General features: G+C 42.9%; 22 protein-coding genes and 1 pseudogene. 11 read left to right on the top strand and 12 right to left on the bottom strand.

Annotated elements, in window-relative coordinates; genetic code table 11:
* Positions 1-103: 103 nt before the first annotated feature.
* From SporoP32a_RS13825 to SporoP32a_RS13805, 5 genes are all read left to right on the top strand, one after another.
* Positions 104-2,071 carry a methyl-accepting chemotaxis protein gene (locus SporoP32a_RS13825; RefSeq protein WP_085428426.1) on the top strand — a complete coding sequence of 656 codons (1,968 nt, stop codon included), beginning with the start codon at positions 104-106 and terminating at the stop codon, positions 2,069-2,071.
* Positions 2,072-2,184: 113 nt separating this feature from the next.
* A complete protein-coding gene (locus tag SporoP32a_RS13820; RefSeq protein WP_083035222.1) occupies positions 2,185-2,313 on the top strand; it encodes a YjcZ family sporulation protein in 129 nt (42 codons plus the stop codon).
* A 25-nt stretch (positions 2,314-2,338) separates the two neighbouring features.
* On the top strand, positions 2,339-2,500 hold the full coding sequence (locus SporoP32a_RS13815; protein ID WP_085428425.1) for a YjcZ family sporulation protein: 162 nt from the start codon (positions 2,339-2,341) through the stop codon (positions 2,498-2,500).
* Between the two features lie 139 nt (positions 2,501-2,639).
* Positions 2,640-4,622 (top strand): methyl-accepting chemotaxis protein, encoded by a 1,983-nt coding sequence (locus tag SporoP32a_RS13810; RefSeq protein ID WP_085428424.1) that lies wholly within the window; start codon positions 2,640-2,642, stop codon positions 4,620-4,622.
* A 671-nt stretch (positions 4,623-5,293) separates the two neighbouring features.
* Positions 5,294-5,791: a sigma-70 family RNA polymerase sigma factor gene (locus SporoP32a_RS13805; protein ID WP_085428423.1), complete on the top strand. Its 498-nt coding sequence runs from the start codon at positions 5,294-5,296 to the stop codon at positions 5,789-5,791.
* Positions 5,792-6,415: 624 nt separating this feature from the next.
* Here the strand turns inward: SporoP32a_RS13805 and SporoP32a_RS13800 are convergent.
* Entirely contained in the window at positions 6,416-6,970 is a 555-nt protein-coding gene (locus SporoP32a_RS13800) for a competence protein ComK (protein WP_085428422.1), read from the bottom strand.
* A gap of 474 nt (positions 6,971-7,444) precedes the next feature.
* Between SporoP32a_RS13800 and SporoP32a_RS13795 the strand changes: the two genes are divergently transcribed.
* From SporoP32a_RS13795 to SporoP32a_RS13785, 3 genes are all read left to right on the top strand, one after another.
* Complete coding sequence (locus SporoP32a_RS13795) at positions 7,445-8,779, top strand: sigma-54 interaction domain-containing protein (protein WP_085428421.1); 1,335 nt, start codon at positions 7,445-7,447, stop codon at positions 8,777-8,779.
* 246 nt (positions 8,780-9,025) lie between these two features.
* Positions 9,026-10,348 carry a GntP family permease gene (locus SporoP32a_RS13790; RefSeq protein ID WP_198166284.1) on the top strand — a complete coding sequence of 441 codons (1,323 nt, stop codon included), beginning with the start codon at positions 9,026-9,028 and terminating at the stop codon, positions 10,346-10,348.
* Positions 10,349-10,369: 21 nt separating this feature from the next.
* Positions 10,370-11,137, top strand: coding sequence for a 3-hydroxybutyrate dehydrogenase (locus SporoP32a_RS13785; RefSeq protein ID WP_085428419.1), 768 nt, complete (start codon positions 10,370-10,372; stop codon positions 11,135-11,137).
* 167 nt (positions 11,138-11,304) lie between these two features.
* Here SporoP32a_RS13785 and SporoP32a_RS13780 read toward each other — a convergent pair whose 3' ends face one another.
* The 3 genes from SporoP32a_RS13780 to SporoP32a_RS13770 are packed head-to-tail and all read right to left on the bottom strand — an operon-like array spanning position 11,305 to position 14,115.
* Positions 11,305-12,078 (bottom strand): putative hydro-lyase, encoded by a 774-nt coding sequence (locus SporoP32a_RS13780; RefSeq protein ID WP_198166283.1) that lies wholly within the window; start codon positions 12,076-12,078, stop codon positions 11,305-11,307.
* Between the two features lie 37 nt (positions 12,079-12,115).
* The gene (locus SporoP32a_RS13775) at positions 12,116-13,342 is read right to left on the bottom strand and encodes an NRAMP family divalent metal transporter (protein ID WP_085428417.1); all 1,227 of its coding nucleotides are present in this window, start codon (positions 13,340-13,342) and stop codon (positions 12,116-12,118) included.
* Positions 13,339-14,115, bottom strand: coding sequence for a LamB/YcsF family protein (locus tag SporoP32a_RS13770; protein ID WP_085428416.1), 777 nt, complete (start codon positions 14,113-14,115; stop codon positions 13,339-13,341). The genes SporoP32a_RS13775 and SporoP32a_RS13770 overlap by 4 nt, the downstream gene beginning before the upstream one ends.
* 286 nt (positions 14,116-14,401) lie before the next feature.
* Here SporoP32a_RS13770 and pxpB point away from each other — a divergent pair, with 286 nt between their 5' ends.
* Positions 14,402-15,142, top strand: coding sequence for a 5-oxoprolinase subunit PxpB (pxpB, locus tag SporoP32a_RS13765; RefSeq protein WP_085428415.1), 741 nt, complete (start codon positions 14,402-14,404; stop codon positions 15,140-15,142).
* Positions 15,133-16,122: a 5-oxoprolinase subunit C family protein gene (locus tag SporoP32a_RS13760; protein ID WP_085428414.1), complete on the top strand. Its 990-nt coding sequence runs from the start codon at positions 15,133-15,135 to the stop codon at positions 16,120-16,122. Before pxpB ends, SporoP32a_RS13760 begins: the two co-directional genes overlap by 10 nt.
* Before the next feature lie 42 nt (positions 16,123-16,164).
* Here SporoP32a_RS13760 and SporoP32a_RS13755 read toward each other — a convergent pair whose 3' ends face one another.
* The 7 genes and pseudogenes from SporoP32a_RS13755 to SporoP32a_RS13725 form a co-directional block, all read right to left on the bottom strand.
* Entirely contained in the window at positions 16,165-16,920 is a 756-nt protein-coding gene (locus SporoP32a_RS13755; protein WP_085428413.1) for an IclR family transcriptional regulator, read from the bottom strand.
* 134 nt (positions 16,921-17,054) lie between these two features.
* Positions 17,055-18,326 carry a flagellin N-terminal helical domain-containing protein gene (locus SporoP32a_RS13750; protein WP_085428412.1) on the bottom strand — a complete coding sequence of 424 codons (1,272 nt, stop codon included), beginning with the start codon at positions 18,324-18,326 and terminating at the stop codon, positions 17,055-17,057.
* Positions 18,327-18,525: 199 nt separating this feature from the next.
* Positions 18,526-18,672: a gamma-glutamyl-gamma-aminobutyrate hydrolase family protein gene (locus SporoP32a_RS13745; RefSeq protein WP_232319650.1), complete on the bottom strand. Its 147-nt coding sequence runs from the start codon at positions 18,670-18,672 to the stop codon at positions 18,526-18,528.
* Positions 18,655-18,956, bottom strand: a pseudogene (locus tag SporoP32a_RS13740) (gamma-glutamyl-gamma-aminobutyrate hydrolase family protein); the annotation flags it as partial. The pseudogene SporoP32a_RS13740 and the gene SporoP32a_RS13745, both read right to left, overlap by 18 nt.
* Positions 18,957-19,058: 102 nt before the next feature.
* The gene (locus SporoP32a_RS13735) at positions 19,059-20,447 is read right to left on the bottom strand and encodes a coiled-coil domain-containing protein (RefSeq protein ID WP_085428409.1); all 1,389 of its coding nucleotides are present in this window, start codon (positions 20,445-20,447) and stop codon (positions 19,059-19,061) included.
* Positions 20,444-21,343 carry an HNH endonuclease gene (locus tag SporoP32a_RS13730; RefSeq protein ID WP_158232805.1) on the bottom strand — a complete coding sequence of 300 codons (900 nt, stop codon included), beginning with the start codon at positions 21,341-21,343 and terminating at the stop codon, positions 20,444-20,446. The genes SporoP32a_RS13735 and SporoP32a_RS13730 overlap by 4 nt, the downstream gene beginning before the upstream one ends.
* Positions 21,344-21,749: 406 nt before the next feature.
* Positions 21,750-22,457: a gamma-glutamyl-gamma-aminobutyrate hydrolase family protein gene (locus tag SporoP32a_RS13725; RefSeq protein WP_232319541.1), complete on the bottom strand. Its 708-nt coding sequence runs from the start codon at positions 22,455-22,457 to the stop codon at positions 21,750-21,752.
* A 140-nt stretch (positions 22,458-22,597) separates the two neighbouring features.
* On the opposite strand from SporoP32a_RS13725, the gene SporoP32a_RS13720 reads away from it, so the two are divergent.
* Positions 22,598-23,293, top strand: a complete 696-nt coding sequence (locus SporoP32a_RS13720; protein ID WP_085428407.1) for a YjjG family noncanonical pyrimidine nucleotidase — start codon at positions 22,598-22,600, stop codon at positions 23,291-23,293.
* Positions 23,294-23,356: 63 nt separating this feature from the next.
* Here SporoP32a_RS13720 and SporoP32a_RS13715 read toward each other — a convergent pair whose 3' ends face one another.
* Positions 23,357-24,175, bottom strand: a complete 819-nt coding sequence (locus SporoP32a_RS13715; protein ID WP_198166176.1) for a choline kinase family protein — start codon at positions 24,173-24,175, stop codon at positions 23,357-23,359.
* Positions 24,176-24,239: the final 64 nt, after the last annotated feature.

The following is a 24,239-nucleotide window of genomic DNA, read 5'->3' as shown; positions in this document are numbered from 1 at the left end:
TACTACTCAACAAAATTTTCAAAGTTATGAAATTCAGACTATTAGAACAGTCAAAAGTAATGTATGATAAGAACAATCTATAAGAGTAAAGGAGCATACATCCATGATTCATTCCATCAAAACGAAAATGATCCTTCTCGTCCTCGTACTAGTTGCTGGAGGCATCCTGACAATGACCGGAATCAGTAGCTGGTTAGTTAAGGAACGGACAGAGAAAAACATCATCGAATCAAGCAGTACGTTACTTTCCGAAATGAGCGAATCCATTGAAGCGGATTTGCGTCAATACAGCAAAGGACTTGAGTTGCTGACGGATTCATCGGACTACACGAACGCATCCGCCACTACCGGTAAAGCCGAAGTTATCAAAGCACTCAGTAACACGTTGGATACCTATCCAGATGTTTCAAGTACTTATCTGTCATTCGCGACAAAAGAAACGATAATTCGTCCTTACGTGGATTTGACGGGCTTCGATCCCACTCCGCGGGAATGGTATCAAAAAGCAGTAGCTGACACGAAAGTAGTACATTGGACCAAGCCTTACATTGATGAAGCAACGGGCAATTTCGTTATTAGTGCTGCAAAAGCCGTCATGAATGGAAATGAATTCGTCGGTGTAGCTGGAATCGATATTCAATTGTCGACGATGTCTAAAGATATTTCCGCAACGAATATTCCCCATGGCGGTTATGCATTCATTCTCGATTCTGAAGGGACAGCTATCGCCCACCCGTCGCTCATTGGGGAAAATGTCATGGATCGCGCGTACGTGGCCAAAATGTATAAAGAAGCAGCAGGACATCACACATTCGAGCAAGACGGAGTTAAAAAAGTCGATATGTTCACGACGATTCCGAATTTCGACTGGAAGCTTGGTGTGATATACGACCAGAAAAACATGCAATCCCTTGCAGCTGGCTTACGAAATGTGATGATCGTTGCGGCCATCGTCACACTCGCTATACTCGCAATCATTCTTTTCATTTTCATCAGTCGCGTATTGAAACCTATTTTCCGACTGCAAGATACGGTGCAACAAGTAGCAGATGGTGATTTAACGGTTCGTGCCAACATTCATTCTAACGATGAAATTGGAGAACTTGGCAAAGGCTTCGATAAGATGCTTGACCAAATGAACGGCTTGATTACGACTGTGACGCATTCCGCTTCTAATGTACTTGCGAGTTCACAAAACTTGAGCGCAGTATCAGAAGAAACGAATGCGACAAGCGAAGAAATTGCTAGTGCTTTGGCGGAAATTACTCGAGGGGTTGTGAAGTCCGCGGAAAACGCGGAAACTGTTACGACACGCGCAGATTTATTGAATCAACAAATTCATTTTGCCAACACAACCGCTAGTGAAATGGCTGGCCTGGCAACGGAAGCTGTATCTTTCAATACGGACGGTCGAGCGCAAATGAGTATTTTAAGCTCTTCATTCAATAACTGGAATCAAGACTTACAGCAAATGGGCGGCATGATTGGCTCTTTGGAAGATAAAGTGAAGGCGATCAGTTCCGTCATCGACGCGATTACCGCGATCTCTTCTCAGACCAATTTACTCGCGTTAAATGCAAGTATTGAAGCAGCCAGAGCCGGTGAACATGGTAAAGGCTTCGCAGTCGTAGCAGACGAAGTGCGTCAACTCGCGGAACAATCTGCACGATCAGCGGAACAAGTGCGTTCGACAATCCATGAACTGCAAAATGGTACGCAACATGTGATCGAACAAATGAACAGCACACGCGATACATTCGAGCGTCAAAGTACGGTCGTAACAGATACAGAAGGAATTTTCGAAAGAATTTCTAGTTTCATTGGTGATATGCAATCTAGAATTAATCAAGTCACTACCGCTCTTCAAGAAATGGACGTTCATAAAAACGATGTCTCTGAGCAAATTCAAGTGTTATTGTCGACTACAGAACAATCTGCAGCGGCTTGTGAAGAAGTAAGTGCTTCTTCAGATGAACAACTCTACGCGATCGGCTCCGTTGCAGAAGCGGCTGAAGCCTTGACGCAATTGAGCGAAGACCTTAGTGATGCAGTGGAACGCTTCAAAATCTAACAACATCCGCCTCTCCTTTTTAAAGGATTGGCGGATTTTTTTATAAAAGCCAAGGCACTCTGAGAATCTCTGCATAGAATAAGGGTAGTTCCACATTTGGAGGTGAAATCAATATGGGAGAATCAGTTAAAGGATCTGGGTACGGTGGCGGTTATGATGGTGGCTTCGGCTTTTCAATGATCGTTGTTCTGTTTATCTTATTGATCATTGTCGGTGCAGGATTTATGGGTTACGGCTGTTAATTACTTAAAAAATGGAGGTGGAGACATGTTTGGATTCGGTGGATATGGACACGGTGGTGGCGGTTACGGTGGATCTGGTTGTGAAACGGGTGGGTCTGGTGGATCTTACGGCTCATGCGGTAGCGGATTCGCATTGATTGTCGTATTATTTATCTTACTCATTATTGTAGGCGCCGCTTGCCTATAAGCCTTTAAAAAGAAACCTGTCGATTTTTCGACAGGTTTCTTCATTTTTCTTTATAAAACCATCAATACATAGGAAATTTAGCCGATAACAAGTTAGGTACAATATAGCATCACACATCTAAGAAGGAGCTGAACACCATTTGTTACGGTCAATAAAAACGAAGATTATCTTAACCGCTATCATTTTATTCATTTTAGGTATCGCCTTAATGACTTGGATGACCAATGATCAAGCGAAGAAACAGTCCATGGCCAATGCCATTGATTCAAGTAATGCCATTATTAGTGAAATGGGATTCGGAATATATCACTTTATGGACAAGTATGAACAAGGACTAGCGTTGTTGGCAACGACTGACACCATAACAGAATTTACTGGAGAAAATGGAAAAGAGGTAACTGTCAAAGAAATAGAGGATCGTTTACAAACTTTCTTGTCTATGTACTCAAGTGCAGATGCCGTTTATTATTCATTGACGTCCAAATATACGGTCATTAAGCCGGATGATGATTTAACGGATTATGATCCGACGACGCGAAACTGGTATCAATTAGCGCAAGAACATCCAGACGAAGTGCAATGGACAGAGCCGTATTTGGATGATACAACCAATCAGTTTGTCATTACTGCTTCCAAAGCCATTCTGATCAACGGTACGTTTGTCGGGGCTCTTGGAATGGATATTGAACTGAGCGCATTAACAGACGAAATAGCGAGCCGCGATATCGGATTTAACGGTTATCCCGTATTGCTCGATGATCAAGGACTGGCTATCGTTCACCCTTCCAAATCAGGAACGGATGTAACAAACGAAGCACATTTCAAAAAAATGTATGATGCGGACAGTGGCGTCATCGAATACACCGATGATCAAGGTATCGACAAGCGCAATATTTATACAACGATTCCCGAGTTTAATTGGAAGGTCGGTGCAGTCTACGAAGAACCTAAGCTAAATGCGATGGCACATTCATTGCGCAACTCCATGCTAATCATTGCGTTGGTTACATTGCTTCTCACATTCGTCGGTCTATTCATTACGATTAGCCGTTTACTGAAGCCACTTGATACAGTCAAAGATTTGATGGCGCAAGTGTCAGGCGGAGATCTAACAGTCCGATCAGATAATCAAAGCACAGATGAAATCGGTGAACTGAGCCGTGATTTCAATAATATGGTGCAAAACATGAACGACATTATCAGCGTCGTCCAAACATCAGCCGATCACGTCCGATCGAACTCAGAAAGTTTGAGTGCGGTGTCCGAAGAAACAAGTGCCGCAAGTAACGAAGTCGCCACGGCGGTCGGTGAAATTGCGCAAGGTGCTGCACAATCAGCGGAAGATTCCGAGACTGCGACAGAGCGTACGGAGCTTCTCGGTCAAGAAATCAATGAAATTCGCGAAAAAGCAGAAGCAATGCTGGACATTGCCACGCAAACCGGCATCCAAAACGATAACGGCCAACAACAAATGGGCGCACTGAAGTCTTCGTTTACGACAACGAGCGAAAAACTAGAAGAGATGTCAAGCGACATTCATTCACTTGGCGGAAAAGTACAAGCGATCGGTAGTGTCATGGAAACGATCATGAACATTTCCAAGCAAACGAATCTTTTAGCGCTAAACGCAAGCATTGAGGCGGCTAGAGCAGGAGAACACGGCAAAGGATTCGCCGTCGTAGCTGAAGAAGTTCGCACACTCGCAGAACAATCGGCACGTGCAACAGACGATGTCAAAGTAACGATAGAAGAGTTACAAAAAGAATCACAGATCGTGTCGCAACAAATGCAGGAAACGATCAGCACATTCCGCGATCAAGGCGTCGTTGTGGGTGATACGGAGAATACGTTCGGAGAGTTATCCTCTCTCATGGACACGATGCAAGAGTCGATCCATACCGTGTCCAATGAAATTCGATTGGTCGCGACGCATAAAGATGAGGTCGCGATGACGATCCAAACGATGTCAGCTACGTCGCAAGAGACGGCAGCGGCATGTGAAGAAGTTAGCGCGTCTTCGGAAGAGCAGTTACGTGCGATTCAGTCGGTGACAGAGGCGGCGGAGACGTTGACTGAGCTGAGCGAGAAGTTATCAGAGGTTATTGAGCAGTTTAAGGTGTAACCGTAAGGAGGATCCGTCACTAGACGGGTCCTCTTTGTCGTTTAGTTATCATTAAGGCGAGTGTGACGCTTTAGGAACGTTGATTTCCGTTTTAGGCGGACGCTTTCCTGCGGGCATGGCTTGAGCCTCCTCGTCCGCTTCGCTACCTGCGGGGTCTCAAGGCTCATGCTATTCCCGCGGGAGTCGCCGCCTAAAACGAAAATCAACTGAGTGTTGCGGGATTAATTAGTGACTTTTCTAAAGGTCTAGGTCAAGTTATAAAGCTACTTCTACTTTATTAGCTATATAAGTCAATCATCCGTTTTCAAAGAAACACCAAGTTGATTGGAGAGGAAGGCGGCGACTCGGGAAGGTTCAGCCCGATCAGGTGAGACAACCAGAGGGAGCCTGCGACCTGGTTGGCTCACCGCGGGCCCTTCCGAACGCGTCCGCCTGGATCGGAAATCAACGACTCTAAAGAAGTCACAACTTTTCACTGTCAATTCACTTTTTAAAATACATTCATTCCACCAAAACCATCTAAGCAAACAACTTACTTTCCCTAGCGCAAAAGCATGTCTTTTCCCTAGGCAAAACGATGAAATACCGATTCGTATTCCTTTGCCAGACTTTCTATTATGTAGATACCCAGGGAATACAAAGTGTCGTGCACGACCTGAAGAGGTCGCTTTATGGAGAACCAGAGGAATGAAAATTTTGACGAAGTGATGCAACAGTACGAACCGATGATTTCAGCCATTATACGAAAACTAAATATCTACCGTGACTATGACAGCTTCCGCCAAACCGGACGCTTCGCTCTGTACCAGGCATGGTCACGCTTTGACGCAACCAAAGGAAACTTCACCCCCTTCGCCTACCGCTCCATCTACGGTGCGATGTTAGACGACTTGAAAAAGGAAAACCGATTCAGCGAAGTCAACACATCGGTAGAATCCGAAACACTCGAACACCTAGCACAATGCGACTTTGCCGAAGATCCAAACAGCCAACTACACGAGGCCATCACCGCTCTTAGAAAAGAAGAACGTGAGCTGCTCATCAAACTATACGTAGAAAACAAAACCCAAGCCGAATGCGCTACCCACTTCGGCCTCACCGTCCCAGGCATCAAAAAACGAAGAGAGCGTATACTGAAACGACTAAAAGGAAAACTAACGAGTAGTTAAATATAAGATCAGAGCCCATTTAAACCGTTGATTCGAGAACTAAATTTTAACTTAAATAAAAATAAGCAAGAGCTATCCTATTCGGACTGCTCTTGCTTTTATATTTCCAGCTTTTGATCTTAGGTCTTAAAAATCCCTACACAGTAAAAGTTGAAAGACAACACCAGTTGATCGTAAGTGGAAGGTGGCGACTCCCGGAGGATCAGCGTGCGCCTTGAGACCCCGCAGGGAGCGCAGCGTACGAGGAGGCTCAAGCCACGCCCTCGGGAAAGCGTCCACCTGGAACGTCGATCAACGTTGCCTTACCACCTTACCCCTTCCACTTCTTAAACCCACGACGCTGTGCAAAACGCGCACAAGACGAACACACCTTTATCTTCTTATCATTCGGCAAATAATACCCCTGATAAACAGAAGTCCGCTTCTTGCAATATTCACACTTCGGCTTCAAAAAATCAAACAACATATCGTTCCCCTCCTGACCACTCATAAACAAACGACCTCACGAAACCATTCATAATTACCTTGAGTATACCACCCCTCCAAGAAAAACAGTAAACATTTCAATAAATGAGCATACAGAAAAAGCGCTCCCCCGAAGAGGAACGCTATGTATCAACCTATTTACTCATCCGTAATCTCATAATTCCCACGCTGATGTTTCTTACGAATCAAGAACGTCTTATGCCCTTTCTTCACACCGAGCGCCATCTGCGTGAATCTAGCTACCAAACCATTTTTCAACATACACGTCCGCTGATACCTGCTCTGAAACGATGAATAACTACAGTTCACCGTAAACACATTGCCATCGCGGAATATCACTTTCGTATGGTTTTTGTCGATTGGCAAGAACGTCAAGACATGCGCTAGCGAAAACCACACACAATCATTACTTGACGGGGAATGACTCGGAAACCAATACATATCCAAACTCTCACTGACCATCACAGGCGTCATATGGATTCTACCCATCAATGCTTTGCCACCTTCAATGCCACCACGCAAACTCGTACCAAAATATTGCATACTTAAGTCCACTACCGCAGTCGGACTAGAATCTACTAAAACAAAATCACTATCTTTCAGCAACACTGCACATAACTTTCCCTCATCATTATAATACGGATAAACCAGACTTGTACCGGGTGTAATTATTGACTTCGTTTCCTCATCCATTTCCCATTATCCCCCTTTTTTATATAAATACCTTTCGATAAGTGGAATTAAGGGGTATACTAACACTAGGTTGGTATACACCAGCTGCTGATCCTCGAGTGTGTCTTGTCGGACATAAAGCACTCGGGGGTTTTCTGTTTCCACTAGGTGACACAATGCTTTTCACCTCCTTTCAGACAAATACGAACACGCACAAAAAACAGGCCAATAAATAGTGCTTCAGTTATTGACCTGCAATCATACATTTTTTCATGAGAGTAAGCGTTTACATAATGAATTGAACACAAAGTACCTGTCTTATCGACTAGTATATAGTACTATGATGTTTCCGTCTACTGTCGTTTTCCATTATTCTGATTTTATTGTAGATAATTAGGAAACATTGTAGAACATATTGATTTTATGTATTTATTTAGGAGTTTATTAACCTAACCTATATTCAAATAAAACTTACGGACAAGAAGGTGGATCACAATGGATCGCTTAATAACGAATCTTCCGGAATATGTATTGAATCAAATATTAGAAAATGCGTTTCAATGGTTCGTTGTGGTGGACCAGGACGCACGGATTCTGTATATGAACCAAGATTATTGCAAGTTTCTTCATATCGAACAGAAAGATACGATCGGTCGCCCTGTTAATGAAGTCATCGAAAATACGCGTATGCATGAAGTGGTGAAGACTGGAGAAGAACATATTGCGTCCCCTCATTACATTAAAGGAACGTATATGCTGGCAAATCGTATCCCCATTCGCGTAGACAATAAAGTGGTCGGCGCATTCGGAAGCGTCGTATTTCGTGACCTTCATGACTGGCATCATTTGAGCTCACATGTCAAACAAACGTTGGAGAAAATCAATATGGGTGCTCCGGCCATGGAAGAAAGCACCTATCAAATGACCGATATCAAAGGGTCTTCTGCTGCTATTTTGTCCATCAAAGATACGATTCATATGATTGCTCCGAGTGACTTGCCCGTTTTAATTCAGGGGGAAAGCGGAACAGGCAAAACATTATTCGCGCACAGCATCCATCAATTGTCCAACCGGTCAGATCATCCGTTGATTACGGTCAACTGTGCCGCCATCCCGCCCAATTTATTGGAAACCGAACTGTTCGGAAAAGGAGATCGTAGCGGACGAAAAGGACGTATTCAGCTAGCGGATAAAGGGACATTGTTTTTAGATGATATCGGCAGCCTCCCCTTACCTGTTCAAGTGAAGTTACTTCGATTATTGAATGACGGGGTCGTAGAATCACCGAACTCTCATCAAGTAGAATCGGTCAATGTACGAGTGATTGCTTCAAGTAGCCAACCATTAACGGAACTTATCGAAGCCAATCAATTCCGCACCGATCTGTACTATCGCATACAAGCCATTACATTGAACGTACCGCCACTACGAGAGCGCATGGAAGACTTTGCGGAAATCATTAGCTTCATATTCCATAAGACGATCGGTCAAACCGGCAAAAGAAGTATGGAGTTTTCGAAAGAGACCTTTACGTATTTGAACACGTACCACTGGCCAGGCAATATACGAGAATTGCAAAACGTGATTCAAGCTGCGGTTTATTTGACGAGCGGAGACGTGATCACACCCGATGCCTTGCCACCACAAGTCAAACAGCGAAAGGTTCAGTACGCCCCTAGTTCCCGGACACTTGCTGAATCACTCGAAGAAGTCGAGCGAACCATTCTACTCGATACATTAGCTCAATTTCCAAATAAAAAAGAAGCCGCTCTTATACTTGGAATTAGCAAAACCACGTTTTACGAGAAATTAAAAAAATATGATATTTGAACTAATTTCCGGTTTTCCGGAAAGAATTCCTGAATTCCGAACTTAAACCCAATCATTCTAGCACTATAATTCCTATTTTCCGGAATATTTATGTGTAAAGAACATGCAAACCCTGTATTTAAGCGGTTTGCATGTTCTTTTATTATCTGCTTTAATAAATGAAAGCGCTTCACTTGTAACATTTTAGACAAATCTTTACTAGTACGTTACAAAAATATTCTATTATATGGAGGTAGACGGATGGGTATATTAGGGATGATTGGACTTATTGGAGGTTTGGCTTTACTCATTGTGTTGACGATGAGAGGAGTCAACATATTAATCGCTGGACCGATTTCGGCATTATTTGTAGCATTAATGAGCGGCATGACGTTATTTCCTCAATTAGCAGGTGAAGGCGAAGATAACTTCGTCACAAGTTATATGACGGGATTCACGAGTTTCATCATGTCTTGGTACTTGATGTTCCTACTCGGTGCGATCTTCGGTAAAGTAATGGAAGACAGCGGAGCAGCAGATGCTGTGGCGAAATGGTTCGTTGAAAAGCTTGGCATGAAATTCGCAGTGCTTGCGATTGTCATGGCGTGTGCGATTCTAACGTATGGCGGAGTAAGCTTGTTCGTAGTAGCATTTTCCGTGTATCCGATGGCTATTTCATTATTCAAGCAAGCAGATCTACCGAGACGTTTCATTCCAGCGACACTCGGACTTGGATCGGTGACGTTTACGATGACGTCCGCGGGATCCCCTGAAATTCAGAACTGGATTCCGATCGAGTTCTTAGGAACGAATGCATACGCTGGATGGGAAGTCAGTCTCGTCGTGGCATTGTTCATGGCACTGTTCGGTTACTGGTGGCTGAAACGAATCATTACGAAGGCAGTCAATAAAGGCGAACGTTTCGTTGATCGTTCATCCGATCCTACATTTGATACGACACGTTCATTGCCAAATCCATTCCTTTCTATGATTCCATTGGCTATCGTATTGATCATTTCATTCCTATTCCATGATAAACTAGCACAATCCGCTTTAATCCTAGCGTTACTCGGCGGAATCATCTCTACGTACTTCGTAGGTAGAAAATATTCACAGAACTACGGAGCAGCCATTTCAGCGGGTACACTTGGCGCAATGGTCGCAATCGGAAACACAGCAGCAGTAGTTGGATTCGGTGGCGTAGCGAAAGCAGTTCCTGCATTCCAGGACGCAGTAGCCATCATGACGAATATCCCAGGATCACCATTAATCGGTGCAGCCATTGCGGTATCTGTGATCGCAGGTATGACAGGTTCCGCTTCAGGCGGTCAGGCTATCGCTCTCCCACTACTCGCACCTCATTATATGGATATGGGTGTCGATCCGGAAGCCCTTCACCGCGTGGTGGCGATTTCATCCGGTGCTCTCGATTCATTGCCACATAATGGCTATGTCGTCACGACGATCCAGTCTATTGCAGGCGAAACGCATCGTGCAGCATATGGCGCCATGGCAGCGGTCACGGTCATTGTGCCGACCATAGGTGTCGTCATCGCGATCGTCCTATTCTCACTAGGTTTCGGTATTTAATCGTTCAAGGAGGAAAGTAGTATGGTAAAAGATAAAGTATTGCTCATCACAGGCGCAGCGCAAGGTATAGGTTTCGAAGTATCCAAAGCCTTCTCAGATGCGGGCGCAATCGTCGTGTTGACGGATTTGAATGAAGAAAAAGTAAAAGAAGCGGCTGTCACGTTAGGTGGCAGCGCGATCGGCTTAAAATGTGACGTTACGAAAGAAGAAGATATTCAAGCAGTCATTGATGAAGCGATTTCTCAATTTGGCAGAATTGATATTCTCATTAACAACGCAGGACTGCAGCATGTCTCGAATCTAGAAGATTTCCCAACAGCAAAGTTCGAGTTGATGGTGAGAGTGATGCTAACGGCTCCGTTCATCGCAACGAAGCTCGTATTACCGCATATGAAGAAACAGCAATTCGGCCGGATTTTGAATATGGCATCGATCAACGGATTGGTTGGGTTTGCGGGTAAAGCGGCGTACAATTCTTCGAAGCATGGTGTGATTGGTTTGACGAAAGTCGCTGCGCTGGAGACGGCAGCTGACGGTATTACAGTGAACGCGATCTGTCCTGGTTATGTGGACACTCCGCTTGTGCGCAATCAGTTTGAGGACTTAGCTGAAGTTCGTGGTGTGCCGTTGGAATCTGTTTTGGAGGATGTTATTTATCCTTTGGTGCCGCAGAAGCGTTTGTTGGATGTGAAGGAAGTGGCGGATTTAGCGTTGTATCTTTCGGGTGAGAGTGCGAAAGGGATTACTGGGCAGGCTGTTGTGCTGGATGGTGGGTATACGGTTCAGTAACCTAAAAACCGTTGATTTCCGTTCCAGACGGACGCGTTCCGCGGGCACGGCTTCCACTACAATCAACTGAGTATCCCTTCACTACTTTAGTTCAATTACTAAATTAAAAAAAGTTCTCAAACCGACTACTTGTCGAGTTGAGAACTTTTTATTGTCTTCAAACGATATTACATAACACTTAACTCTGAATCTTTCATATCACTAATAAACATACACCCAGGAGAGTGCGTGATCATGATAGACGGCTTACTCTCCATAGCCACTGCTTGCGGTGTAACCCCACACGCCCAAAACACCGGGATTTCCCCTTCGTTGATCGTCACGCTATCGCCGAAATCAGGTGCGGAAATATCCTTAATTCCAATCAAGCTCGGATCACCTAAATGAATCGGTGCACCGTGTACATCAGGATAACGAGTAGTGATTTGAATGGCGCGAATGGCGTCTGCGGCTTTCATCGGTCGCATGCTGACGACAGTAGGTCCTTCGAAAATGCCGGCCGGTGTACAAGGAATATTGGTCTTGTACATCGGCACGTTGCGATTTTCTTCGATATGTCGAATCGGAATGCCGCCAGCGAGTAGCGGGGCTTCGAATGTGAAGCTGCATCCGATTAAAAAGCCGACCATGTCGTCTTCCCAGTAATCTGTAATATCGTGTACTTCTTCAGTCAACACGCCATCTTTGTAGATGCGATAGCTCGGTACTTCACTGCGAAGGTCTGCGCCTTCTGCCATTTTAGCCGGACGATAGGAACCTGGTCCTGTCACATCCAGTAGCGGACAAGACTTCGGATTTCGCTGGCAGAACAACAGGAAATCGAGAGCGTGTTCTTGTTTCAATATGACTAGATTGGCCTGTGTAAATCCTTTTGCCATACCTGAAGTCTGACCTGTGATTTGTTGCTCGCGAATGAGTGTCCGAATTTCTTGTGGCCTCATAGTGCTATAATTTTTCAATACATGACCTCCTCAAGAATTAGTCAAACAGCAATGGAATCTGCTCGATTAACGTCATAACGCCTAATACGCCCATCACAACTACAACGATCGCGCCGCCAATTGTGAGCCATAGTGGATGCTTGTACTCTCCCACAATGGTCTTCTTATACGCTGCAACGAGTAAAGTACCTAGCGCTAGTGGCAAGATCAATGCATTCAATGCCCCTACTAATAAAAGAATCGTGACGGGCTTTCCTACGAATGCGAAAGTCGAAGTCGATACGATGATGAATAAAATGATAATCCAGTTATGATACTTTTCGATGAATGGGTGGAATGAACGAATAAACGAAACCGATGTATACGCCGCCCCTACGACAGATGTAATCGCAGCTACCCACATGATGACACCGAATAATCTCAACCCAAGTTCCCCTGCTCCGAGCTGGAACACAGAAGCTGGTGGATTGTCTGGATCGATTTGCAATCCTTGTGAAACGACACCAAGCACGGCTAGGAATAATGCGACGCGGATAATTCCCGTGACGACAATTCCTGTAACGGAACTCTTTGTGACGTATGGAACCGATTCAATCCCTTTAACTCCGGCATCTAGTAAACGGTGTCCACCTGCAAATGTGATGTACCCGCCCACTGTACCGCCGACTAATGTAACGATTGCGAAGAAGCTAATTTCAGAAGGATTAAACGTTCTGATGATTGCCTCTCCAACTGGTGGAGATGTTTTAAACGCGACAAATACAACTAAAATAATCATCAACACACCGGCAACAGCAACAACTTTGTCCATCACTTTACCTGCTTCTTTTACCATGAATATCAAAATCGCAAAGACCGCACTGATGATCGCGCCCATGATCGGATCGATTCCAATCATCGCGTTCAGTCCGAGTCCTGCACCCGCAACGTTCCCGATATTGAACGCCAGACCGCCTGCTACGATGAGGAAGGCTAGCACGAAACCTAAACCTGGTAAAACTTTATTAGCAATTTCTTGTCCACGTAGACCCGAAACTGCAATGACGCGCCAAATATTCATTTGAGCGAAGACGTCTAATATTAATGAAATTAAAATAACGAAACCAAAACTTGCTGCGAGTTGCTCAGTGAATACGGTTGTTTGTGTTAAGAATCCCGGTCCGACAGAAGACGTCGCCATTAAGAAAGCTGCGCCAAGTAAGACACCACGGGTTACTTTTTTCTGTTCCTGCTCATGAGTAAGTCCTAGCTTCTCCTTATTCATAGAGAATCCTCCTTAGTGGAAATAGCCGTCACCGTGATTTCTTCATCGTTCAGCCGGTCTGTAATATACTTCGCAAACTCCACTGCGTGCTCACCGTCTCCATGAATGCAGATCGTATCCGCGCGTAAATCGACATCGGTCTGTTGTTGCGAACGTACTTTACCTTCTTTCACCATTCGGATCACTTGCTCAGCAGACTTTTCTTGATCGGTAATCATCGCATCGCCCTGTGAACGTGACGTCAACATACCGTTTGATTGATACGTACGATCAGCAAACACTTCATGTGCGGTTACGAGTCCAATCGCTTCCCCTGCTTTGGATAACTCACTATCGGCAAGCGCAAATAACACAAGGGACGGTGACACATCGTACACTGCCTGCGCGATAGCTTGTGCAATCCCCTGATCTCTTGACGCCATTTGATACAGCGCGCCATGCGGTTTCACATGCTGCATCGGTTCGTTATGTACAGCAAGAAACGCTTGCAGTGCACCAATTTGATAGACGACCATGTCATACGCTTCTTGCGGCGTGATATCCATATCTCTACGTCCGAATCCGACTAAATCCGGCAATCCAGGATGTGCCCCGATTCGTACGCCATTATCGATCGCGAGTTGTACAGTTTCACGCATCACGGAAGGATCTCCTGCGTGGAATCCACACGCTACGTTCGCGGATGTTACATATTTCAATATTTCCTTTTGTTCTCCTAATGTATAGCGACCGAAACTTTCTCCTAGATCACTATTCAAATCTACTTTCGCCATGTTCATGACCTCCTTTGTTTTTAAAAACAGAAAGCACACTCAAGTTACCTACGATAAGTAAGCGTTTGCAAACTATTCAGTTCCGAAATCCGAAACTTCGGTTTTGAACTTGAAACTTAGTCTATCATAAAATTATTGTGTTGAATAGACCATTGTCGAAATATGGTGAGTATTTTTATTAAATGAAATATAGGCTTGTATTTTCTCTTTAGGAATCTATAATAGAACTACGATTCATTTTTCAGAATGACAGTTTCGAATTTCGGAATTTGAAGGAGATGTTACGATGACTGTTCCAAAATCTCTCGATATAAAAGTACTCGGCGATTCCGCCATCATTATACAACTGGGTGAAGGCATCCATCCTTCCATCCACCAGCAAGTGAAAAATCTCTCGTATCTTTTAGAAGAATATCCGTTTGACGGCTTCATTGAGTCGGTTCCTGCCTATAATAGTTTGGCGGTGTACTACTCTCCGTATGTAGTCCATCAATCAAAAAACGGATTTCAACTAGACGGGACTCCTCTTGAAAAAGTAACCGATTATATACAGACACTAGCTGCCCAAATATCCGAACTTCCTGTTACGGAAGGGAGATTAGTCGAGATTCCTGTGCTTTACGGTGGCGAATTTGGCCCTGATTTGCATATTGTCGCAGAAACTCACGGCATGACGATTGAAGAAGTCATTGAAATTCATACAACACCTGAATATCTCGTCTATATGATCGGCTTCGCACCAGGATTTCCATTTCTCGGTGGGCTTGATGAACGCATTGCGACACCAAGAAAATTAACACCACGGACATCGATTCCTCCTGGCTCTGTCGGCATCGCGGGTAAACAAACAGGAGTCTATCCACTCGAAACACCGGGCGGCTGGCAAATTATCGGGCGTACTCCAACCGATCTATTCATGCCGGATATGTCTCCTCCTTCTTTGTTACAGTCGGGCGATAAAATCAAGTTTTGTCCGATGACGCAAGAAGAGTATGATGCACAAAAGAAGGTGAAGACATGTCAGTAAACGTATTGAATGCCGGACTTTTAACGACTGTACAAGATATCGGTCGCACCGGTTCGCAAAAGTTTGGCGTTCTTGTAAGCGGTGCCATGGATAGCTATTCGATGCGGATTGCGAACTTGCTTGTAGGGAACGCGGAACGTGAAGGTGTTTTGGAGATTACGTTGTTCGGAACGAAGCTGCAGTTTGAGGAAGATACGTTGATTGCGATTACAGGCGGAGACCTTCAAACGACGATTGACGGGATACCGGTTGCGAATTGGCGGCCGGTTCTAGTCAAAAAAGGGGCTGTGCTTAAATTTGGCTTTGCGATTGAAGGATGCCGCGCGTACTTGGCGATTGCAGGAGGGCTTGATATACCCGTAGTGATGGATAGTAAAAGTACGTATATGGTGGCGGGAATTGGCGGTTTTAAAGGGCGTGCGTTGCAACAAAACGATCAGCTTTCATTCGGCAAGATGACGGAATCGAATGAGAAAGTTTTTAAGTTGATTGAACGTGAAGGCACGCCAGACTGGGCTGTACCTCATCATCCGTTAATTAGCCTAGAATCTACGCAAACCGTTCGGATCATTGAAGGGACGGAGTATAAGCACTTCGATGAAGCGAGTAAACAACTACTTGTACATGAGCCGTATGTCGTGACGCCGCAATCCAATCGAATGGGCTTACGACTCGAAGGACAGGCCCTTTCGTTAACGGAGAAAATTGAAATGCTATCAGAAGGTGTGACGTTCGGAACGATTCAACTTCCTCCTAACGGCAAGCCGATTATTTTAATGGCGGACAGACAAACAGCTGGCGGCTATCCGAAAATCGGACAAGTGATCACTGCTGACTTAGGCAGCTTGTCGCAAGTGAAACCGAATGCGAAACTTTATTTCAAGCTCATTACACATGCAGAAGCCGAGCGCGAACTGATTGCGAAAGAAGAATTGATCAATCAAATCAAAATCGGCATTCAGCATAAACTACACTACTAAAAACCTTTGTGCTTCAGCATCACTGAATCACAAAGGTCTACTTTATCCTATATACCCAAGCTGCCTAGAAATCTCAGAGGCAGCTTCTTTCACTTTAGGGACTAACATCTTCAAATTCTCTTCCTGATAATTTGCTTCAATCCCCGCGATACTGATCCCGGCAATCACTTCACCACTAAAATCATAGATCGGTGCCGCCACAGCCGAAGTGAAATTCTCAAGCTCCGAATTACTGAGCGTATAGCCATTGCGGCGAGTCTCTTCGATAGACGCAAGCAATGATTCCCGATCGGTATACGTACCGTTCGCAAACTGCTGCAACTCCGTCTTATCTAAATACTCCGCAATATAACTATCCGACAGATTCGATAAAATAATCCGCGAACACGCCCCCGCGTAAAGCGGACTGTTTCTGCCGATCGCAGTATATAAACGAACCTTCTGATATGTATCAATCTTCTCCACGTAAATCGCCTGATCCCCTTGCCTCACAATCAAGTTGATCGCTTCCTTCACATCATTGTGAAGCTCTTCCATAATCGGATACGCAATCTTCCGGATATCTAACCGCTTCGAAACGAGGCTACCGTATTTGAGTAGCAACAACCCAAGACGATATTGTGAATCTGCGCCTTTCTCTAAGAATCTCATTTCTTCGAGCGAAGATAACATGCGGTAGACGGAGGATTTCGGGATGCCCGATAGGTCGATGATTTCTTGGAATGTGAGGGCTGGGTGATCGACGAATAGGTTGAGTATGTCTAGGGAACGGACTACTGTTTTGTTGTTTGTGCTCATGTGGGCTCCTTTCTTGTGGATAATTCACTTCAATTGTTATAGTTTGTATAAAAACTTGTATGGTTGAGTATAGCATTGAAGTGAATTGTTGCCTAGATGGTACCGCTTCTTATGAATGGTACGTTTAAATGGACTCACTTTAATAATTGCAAGACGCCTTGCGTAACTTGATTTGCTTGCGACATCATTGCTTGTGAGGCTTGTAAGATGATTTGATTGTTAGATAACTTGGTTATTTCACTTGCCATATCTAGGTCTCTGATTCTTGATTCAGAGGCAGTTAAATTCTCTTTATAATTCGTAACATTTCTCTCGATATGTTGCAGACCATTCTGATACGTCCCAAACTTTGATCTTTCAGAGGATACTAATTCAATCGCTGTATCTATTACAGCGATGGCCTGATTAGAGGAACTTTGGGAAGTAAGATTTATTCCATCGATTTTTAATGCTTCAGTTCGTACATCAGATAAATCTATTTTAAAATTTTGTCCTTCATTAGGCCCAACTTGCAAGTTAAGGTTCGGATACTTAGTTATTATATCTGTAGTAGAACTAGACTCCCCACCGTAAATTAAATAATTGGACTTTAATTGAAATGACGAATCTTTAGTGCCGCCATTATTTCTAATTTCAATCGTCCATTTACCACTTATCGGATTATCGAAAATCATATTTTCGTCCGCTGATCCATAACCAGTATATTTGGCGCTTGTAGAGGAAGTATTTGTTATATCTACTACTGCTCCACTATTATTTAAGTATTGTTCTTCATAGCCAAATTTTTCTCCATTTGGACTTACTATATTTAAATCAGGCCAATATGCACCAGATGGTGTCCCAAAAAGGGCTGTAATTTCAAAAGATGAAGGGTCGGGAGGATCTGGTACTATAATATACCCCGCAGTTACCCTTTCTTTAGCTTTAACTGTAACTATCTTTTCTAAACTTGGAGCGCCTTCTACTTCTTCAGTTTCAATTTCATCAGGTACGTTTAATAATTGGATTTTATTAAATGTAGTGTTATTTGCAATTGTATTAATACCATTTTTGATTTGACCCACTTCTTGTTGGATAAGGTCACGGTCGCTTTGTGTTAAAGTGTCATTTGCAGCCTGAACGGCCAGCTCTCTTAATCGTATTAAATTAGGATTAGATATCTCTCCTAAAGCAGCTTCAGCTGTTTGTGTCAGAGATATACCGTCCGCGATATTTCTTTCCGCTTTCTCCAATCCCCTAATTTGCCCTTTCATCTTTTCGGATATAGCAAGTCCTGCAGAATCATCTCCAGCTTGATTGATTCGCATTCCTGATGATAATTTATTTATGGAGTTAGCTACTGATTGATTGTTTTGTTGTTGGTTTCTATATGTATTCAAAGCAGATAAGTTATGATTAATTATCAAAGTCTCAACTCCATTTGCACAATTTATAGGGTATTAATCCGATTAGTTATAATGATACATAAATAATAGTTGGTATAATAGTATCACAAAAGAATATATTACCTATATGTAAATAAAAACACCATATAAAATCACCAAAATCCAAATAAAAAAGACCTCATTTTGATGAGATCTCTTTCATACTAGAACGTATACAACTTTATGTAGCTGCTTCCACAAATCTCTCAAACAACCTCAACGAAGTCGCATCATCCCGCTTCACCAATGCCTCAGGATGCCACTGAACCCCCACCAAGAACGTATGCTCAGTACTCTCAAACGCTTCAATCACGCCATCTTTAGCCATCGCTGTCACGACTAAAGGCAACTCACAGCTTGATGATGCAACGTGTTCACGCGAATCTCTGAAGCTCCTGCATACTCTGCCAGAATACTATCGGGTACAATATCTAATAACTGCGTAGCAAATTCCAAATCCGTTAGTTGGTTATGCTGTAACAAGTCATCTACTAGCTGCGCATGGATGTCTTGATACAGCGTACCGCCAAATGCTACATTCATAATTTGATCCCCTTTGCAGATCTCGAATACCGGCTTGTCCTGTTCCTTCCTAGCTTTAACTAAAGCCAAACTTCATTCTTTTTTATTGGGTGTCAAACAACACTGAAACCATTTAAAATTCTTACTAATTTGTGTGACGCACAGGATCTCAATCTCATAGTAGGTTAGAGTTTAAATTCGATTATCCTTCAGCCAATCAATCACACGTTTTTGACTTAATTTCCCACTATTCTTTGAACGACTAATTCGATAAAAAGACACTATATTTTGATCTTTTCTAAAGTAAATTCGGCCAGTATGGTCGCGCCCGAAAGGATATTCATAAACTGCTGGTCTTCCTTTTCCTGTATCGACCGTATTCGGACGAACTTTACTCATAGCCGTATCATAGTAATAATTTAAATTAACGATTACTACCTCAACTTGTAATCGATCAGATGCACTAATTCGATAGAAATCATCAAAGAATTTCGGAGTGAAGTTTGAACTCATATAAAGTTTTTTAAATCTAGGCTCATATTCTGCTTTGAGAGTAGCAATGGCTTCTGTAGAAAACTCCATTTGCTTATCACGCTCAGCTCTAGCAACTGATGCATCATTTTGCTCTTTTGATAATTGTTCCTGTAGCTCATCAATTTCATCTTTCGAATTTTGTACATCTGTATAATACAATTCTACTGCATCGTCTAATTCCTTTTGAAGCGAATCTACTTTCTCTATCGCCTTGACCATACACTTCTCTTTTTCTTGCATTTCTACTAGTGATTGTTGAATCGTTTGTTTAAATATTTTTAACTCGGTTTGTCCGGTTTCCAAATGAGTTTCCTGTTCACTAATATTCTGTTTTAGTTTTCTAACATGCTCATTTTTACTTTGTATTTTTTGCGCCATTCTTTGTATTTCACTATTAAGCTGAGCTGTCTCTTGCATTTTTTCTTTTAAACGTTTCTCAAGTTTCGTCATTGAACGAACAGTTTGATCGTGTGACATCTCAAGATCAAATATTTGTCTTTCCTTCACTTCAATTTCTTTTTGGGCAACTGAAGTATTTAGCTCATTTAAAGTTGCTACTTCAGACTTCAATTCAACTAGCTCATTAGAAGTTGTATTGATAATTTCTTGTAAGTGATCATACTCCGACTTTAAGTAGTTGCGTTCGTTAATTGCAAATTCTTTTTCTTGAACTAAATCAGTCAATGCTGATTTAGTTTGTTCGGATTTTATTTTTAGTGCAGAGTATTCTTTCTGATACTGAAATAACTCAGCAGTTCGATTCTGTAATTCTTCGAGTAAAGTAATATGTTTTTCTCTTTGACTTTGTTTCGTTTCATCAATTTCTTTTTGTAAAATATCTACTTCTAACTGCGCTTTTTCAATCGAATGCAATAGACTTCTACGATCAACTAAATACTGATCGAGAACTGCTTTCTTATCTTGTAAAAACTCCATCACTTTCGTCAATGTATAATCCGTACGATTTAATACACTCGATAACCAGTCATAACTTTTCCCCGCAACTTTGGCAAGTAAGGCAGTCATATCAGTTTTCCAATCACTCATCTAGCAGCCGTCCCGCCACCCCACAGATTACGTCCACCCGTATGCCCCGTCGTTCCATGATCTTGCTCATCAACCAATTGCATACGTCCAGGTTCCTCATGATGATGCCAATCATAGCCTTCAGGCGTCACAACAGACTGCAAATTTTCCACATCTTGTGCATCAAACCCTAACTCTACTGCTAATGAAGGATCATTCTGGATTGACTCATAGAGCGTCATATTCGCAATACCGATATGGACCGTATCTGAATATTGAAGCGAATCTGCAGGTAACTCCACATCAAAAGCAGAATCGAACACCGGAAACACTCCTGTATACTGGCCATTCACATGGTCCACTGTGTTCGTTTCAAATGGTACACCTGTTATTTCATGCACACTGCCATCCAAACTCATATTACGTGTACTCAACTCAGCTGCTTCTGCTACATCTACATCAAACACACCGACGATATCAAGTACACCCACTCCAGTCGCCATTACAGCTGCTGCTTTCCCCACATTCTTTATGCCGGTCATCCACTGCTCGTGATCCTGTCGCGCAACACCGGTTATTGTTTGTCCAACACTTTTACCTGTAAATACCACTCCACCAATCATACCTTTTGCAGTATTAGTCGTTGCTGACTTAACATCACCCCATCCTTCATTACGTATAACTTCATCTTTTTTGATGACACCATAAACACTAGTAGCTGCTCCATCTGCAAAGTGAGCTGTATTCGAAATGACAGTTTTAGAGGAACGGACCACTGTATCTCCTACATCTTTTATGTATTTTCCTGTCTTGGGAAACTTTTTACCGATCGTATCACCTGTTACTTTCACACCAGTATTAACGATTCCCCCACCCACTGTATTTACACCTGTTGCGATTTTCCGAAAAACTTTCATCTTCTTTACCTCCTTATTCATAGACAAACATTTGTAAACTTTTATTTCAAATTCCTTATGCTATTTGTAAGTCTTATTCTGGCATAGCTTGTAATGTTAGTAATAAACATAAAATTAGCTATCGACTGATTGAACTGTTGATGATTTTCCACATTTCTTAAGAGCCAATATCCTATGATTGATAATCATAGGATTAAATCCATTTGCATGACTTTTAATCATAAAGTAACTTTATAGTAAATTCACCAAATTAGTTATAATGACATATTTTAATTAACAGTATAATAGTATCACACAAAAAGATGATGCCTATACGTAAATAAAAACATAATATAAAATTACCAAAACCTAAATAAAAGAGATCTCATTTTGGTGAGATCCCTTTCATGTTAGAACATATTCAATTTTAGTTAGCTGCTTCCACAAACCTCTCAAACAACCTCAACGAAGTCGCATCATCCCGCTTTACTAATGCCTCAGGATGCCACTGAACCCCTACAAGGAACGTATGCTCAGTACTCTCAAACGCTTCAATCACGCCATCTTTAGCCATCGCTGTAACGATGAGTGGCGCTTGTATCTCCTTCACAGCCTGATGATGCAACGTATTCACCCGAATCTCGGAAGTACCTGCACATTCCGCAAGCTTACTGTCTGGAACTATATCCACTAAATGCGTAGCAAATTCTAAATCCGTCAGCTGATGATGTTGCAGTAAATCATCTGCAAGTTGCGCGTGGATGTCTTGATACAGCGTACCGCCAAATGCCACATTCATGATTTGATATCCTCTGCATATCCCGAGTACCGGTTTGTCTTGTTGCGCCATCGCTTTAACTAGCGCTAGCTCCATCTCATCACGCTGTGGAAATACTTTGCCGAGCTTCTGATGCGGCTCTTCTCCAAATAGTGACGGATCAACATCTTCCCCGCCAATGAGTAATAACCCGTCCAAATGAGCACACACCTCGTCAATCGCTTCCATCCCTACTGGTAAAATGATCGGTACTCCACCCGCACGACGTACAGCTGTTATGTATCTGGTCTGGACCAGTGTATCCCCTTTTTCATCTATGTCTGATGTCACTCCAATGAATGGCTTCAATTCGTTCATCCTCTCCTTAGCTACTTTCCTAAAAAGTCACGATGTATGCTATACCCCCATCTGTAGAACGTTAATCGAACGTGATTCCTTCATACTATAAATGTATCATGTTATACTAATAGTACTTGTTAAAAAAGGAGTTTTTACTTATGCACTATGAATTACTATTATTTGATTTAGACGATACATTATTTGATTTCAATGAAACAGAAAAGCATGCGCTCGGCAACACGTTTAATTCTTTCGGTTTGCCAAATGGCTTGGAGCAGTATCGCGACACATACCGTGCAATCAGCTCCGTCATCTGGGATGATCTAGAACAAGGCCGCATCACGCTTGAGGAATTAAAAGTAGAACGTTTTCGACGCTTATTCCAAGAGCATGAACTGAAACTGGACGCACATCGTTTTGGAGAGCTATATATTGAAAACCTTGGACATGAGTCACACTTAATAGAAGGCGTGGAAGAAATGTTCGCCAGTCTAGAGAACTACCGTCTGGCGATCCTCACAAATGGCTTTACATTGGCCCAGTATGCTCGTATCGCAGGTTCACCGCTGCGTAATACCTTTGAAGCGATTATTGCATCCGAACAGACAGGCTTTAAAAAACCGCAACCTGAAATTTTTGAGTATACTTTCGACTCACTCGGAATTACAGACCGCTCAAAAGTTTTGATGATCGGTGATTCATTGACGTCTGACATACAAGGCGGGATCAATGCAGGAATTGATACGTGCTGGTTTAACCCAGAAGGTAAAGAAAACCGTACTTCGATTACACCTACTTATGAAATTCGTTCGTGGAAGGAATTCAGTTTCGGTCGTAAGATGGTTAACAACTGATACTCGCTATACAAAACTGCTTCGGGATTACGGAGCAGTTTTTGTATCGTATTCATGATGCCATTATTCATTCCCATACAAACGATAATACTGTTCCAACCCCTCTATCAAGCGCTCCGTCCGCTTCGCTGTATATGCTTCAAACGAAGGATCTTCCAGCTCTTTCACAAGCGACCATAACGACCAAAGAAAATCTGACTTCAACTTCTGCAAATCCAGCGACTGTTTCGAAGCAGCGGGTAAACCGTAATAATCGAGTAGCACTTGCTCTTGTTCCTCACTCAACTCACGTTCCATAATAAACGCCGCCAAGTCCCATTCTGGTAAATAATTCGCACTGTACTCCCAGTCGATCAACAGCAACTGCCCCGCGTCATTCTGAATAAAATTCCCCGTTACCGAATCCATATGACACGGCACATACTCCAGACGCTCCCCTTGCGTCAAATTCCGTACCCGTTCCTCGAGCAACACATAAAGCGAAGGCATTTCAGTCAATGTACTTTTATACTTCTCGACCTCTTCCCAATAATCAAAGCGATTCGTAAATTCTCGATTCGATGAATGAAGCGTAGACAACACATCCGCAACTTTTTCCAAATATTCTGGAGTCACAATTAGATCTCGGGTTAGATTAGCCGTCGCATCGTAATATGGTGTCATTTTGATTCCGTCATCAGTAAACACCACATTATCGACCGTCACTCCAATTTCAGCCGCAATTCGTTGATTCTCTTTTTCATGCTGGCGGTTGATGATGTCTTCAAACTCATGTGCCGGGAAACGTAAGACATATTTTTGTCCTTTGTGCGCCACAAGGAAGTTCAGGTTAGTGAGACCGCCTAGCCTTTTTATATAGGATAGTTCTTGGATTAGATACACTTTTTCGCTCCTTTGTTTTTCGTATCGTATGCTTGCCGATTTGCTACTAGATTTTCGTATGGAG

It is taken from the genome of Sporosarcina ureae (assembly GCF_002109325.1).
Taxonomy (GTDB): domain Bacteria; phylum Bacillota; class Bacilli; order Bacillales_A; family Planococcaceae; genus Sporosarcina; species Sporosarcina ureae_C.
This window is presented reverse-complemented; position numbering and strand designations above follow the sequence as displayed.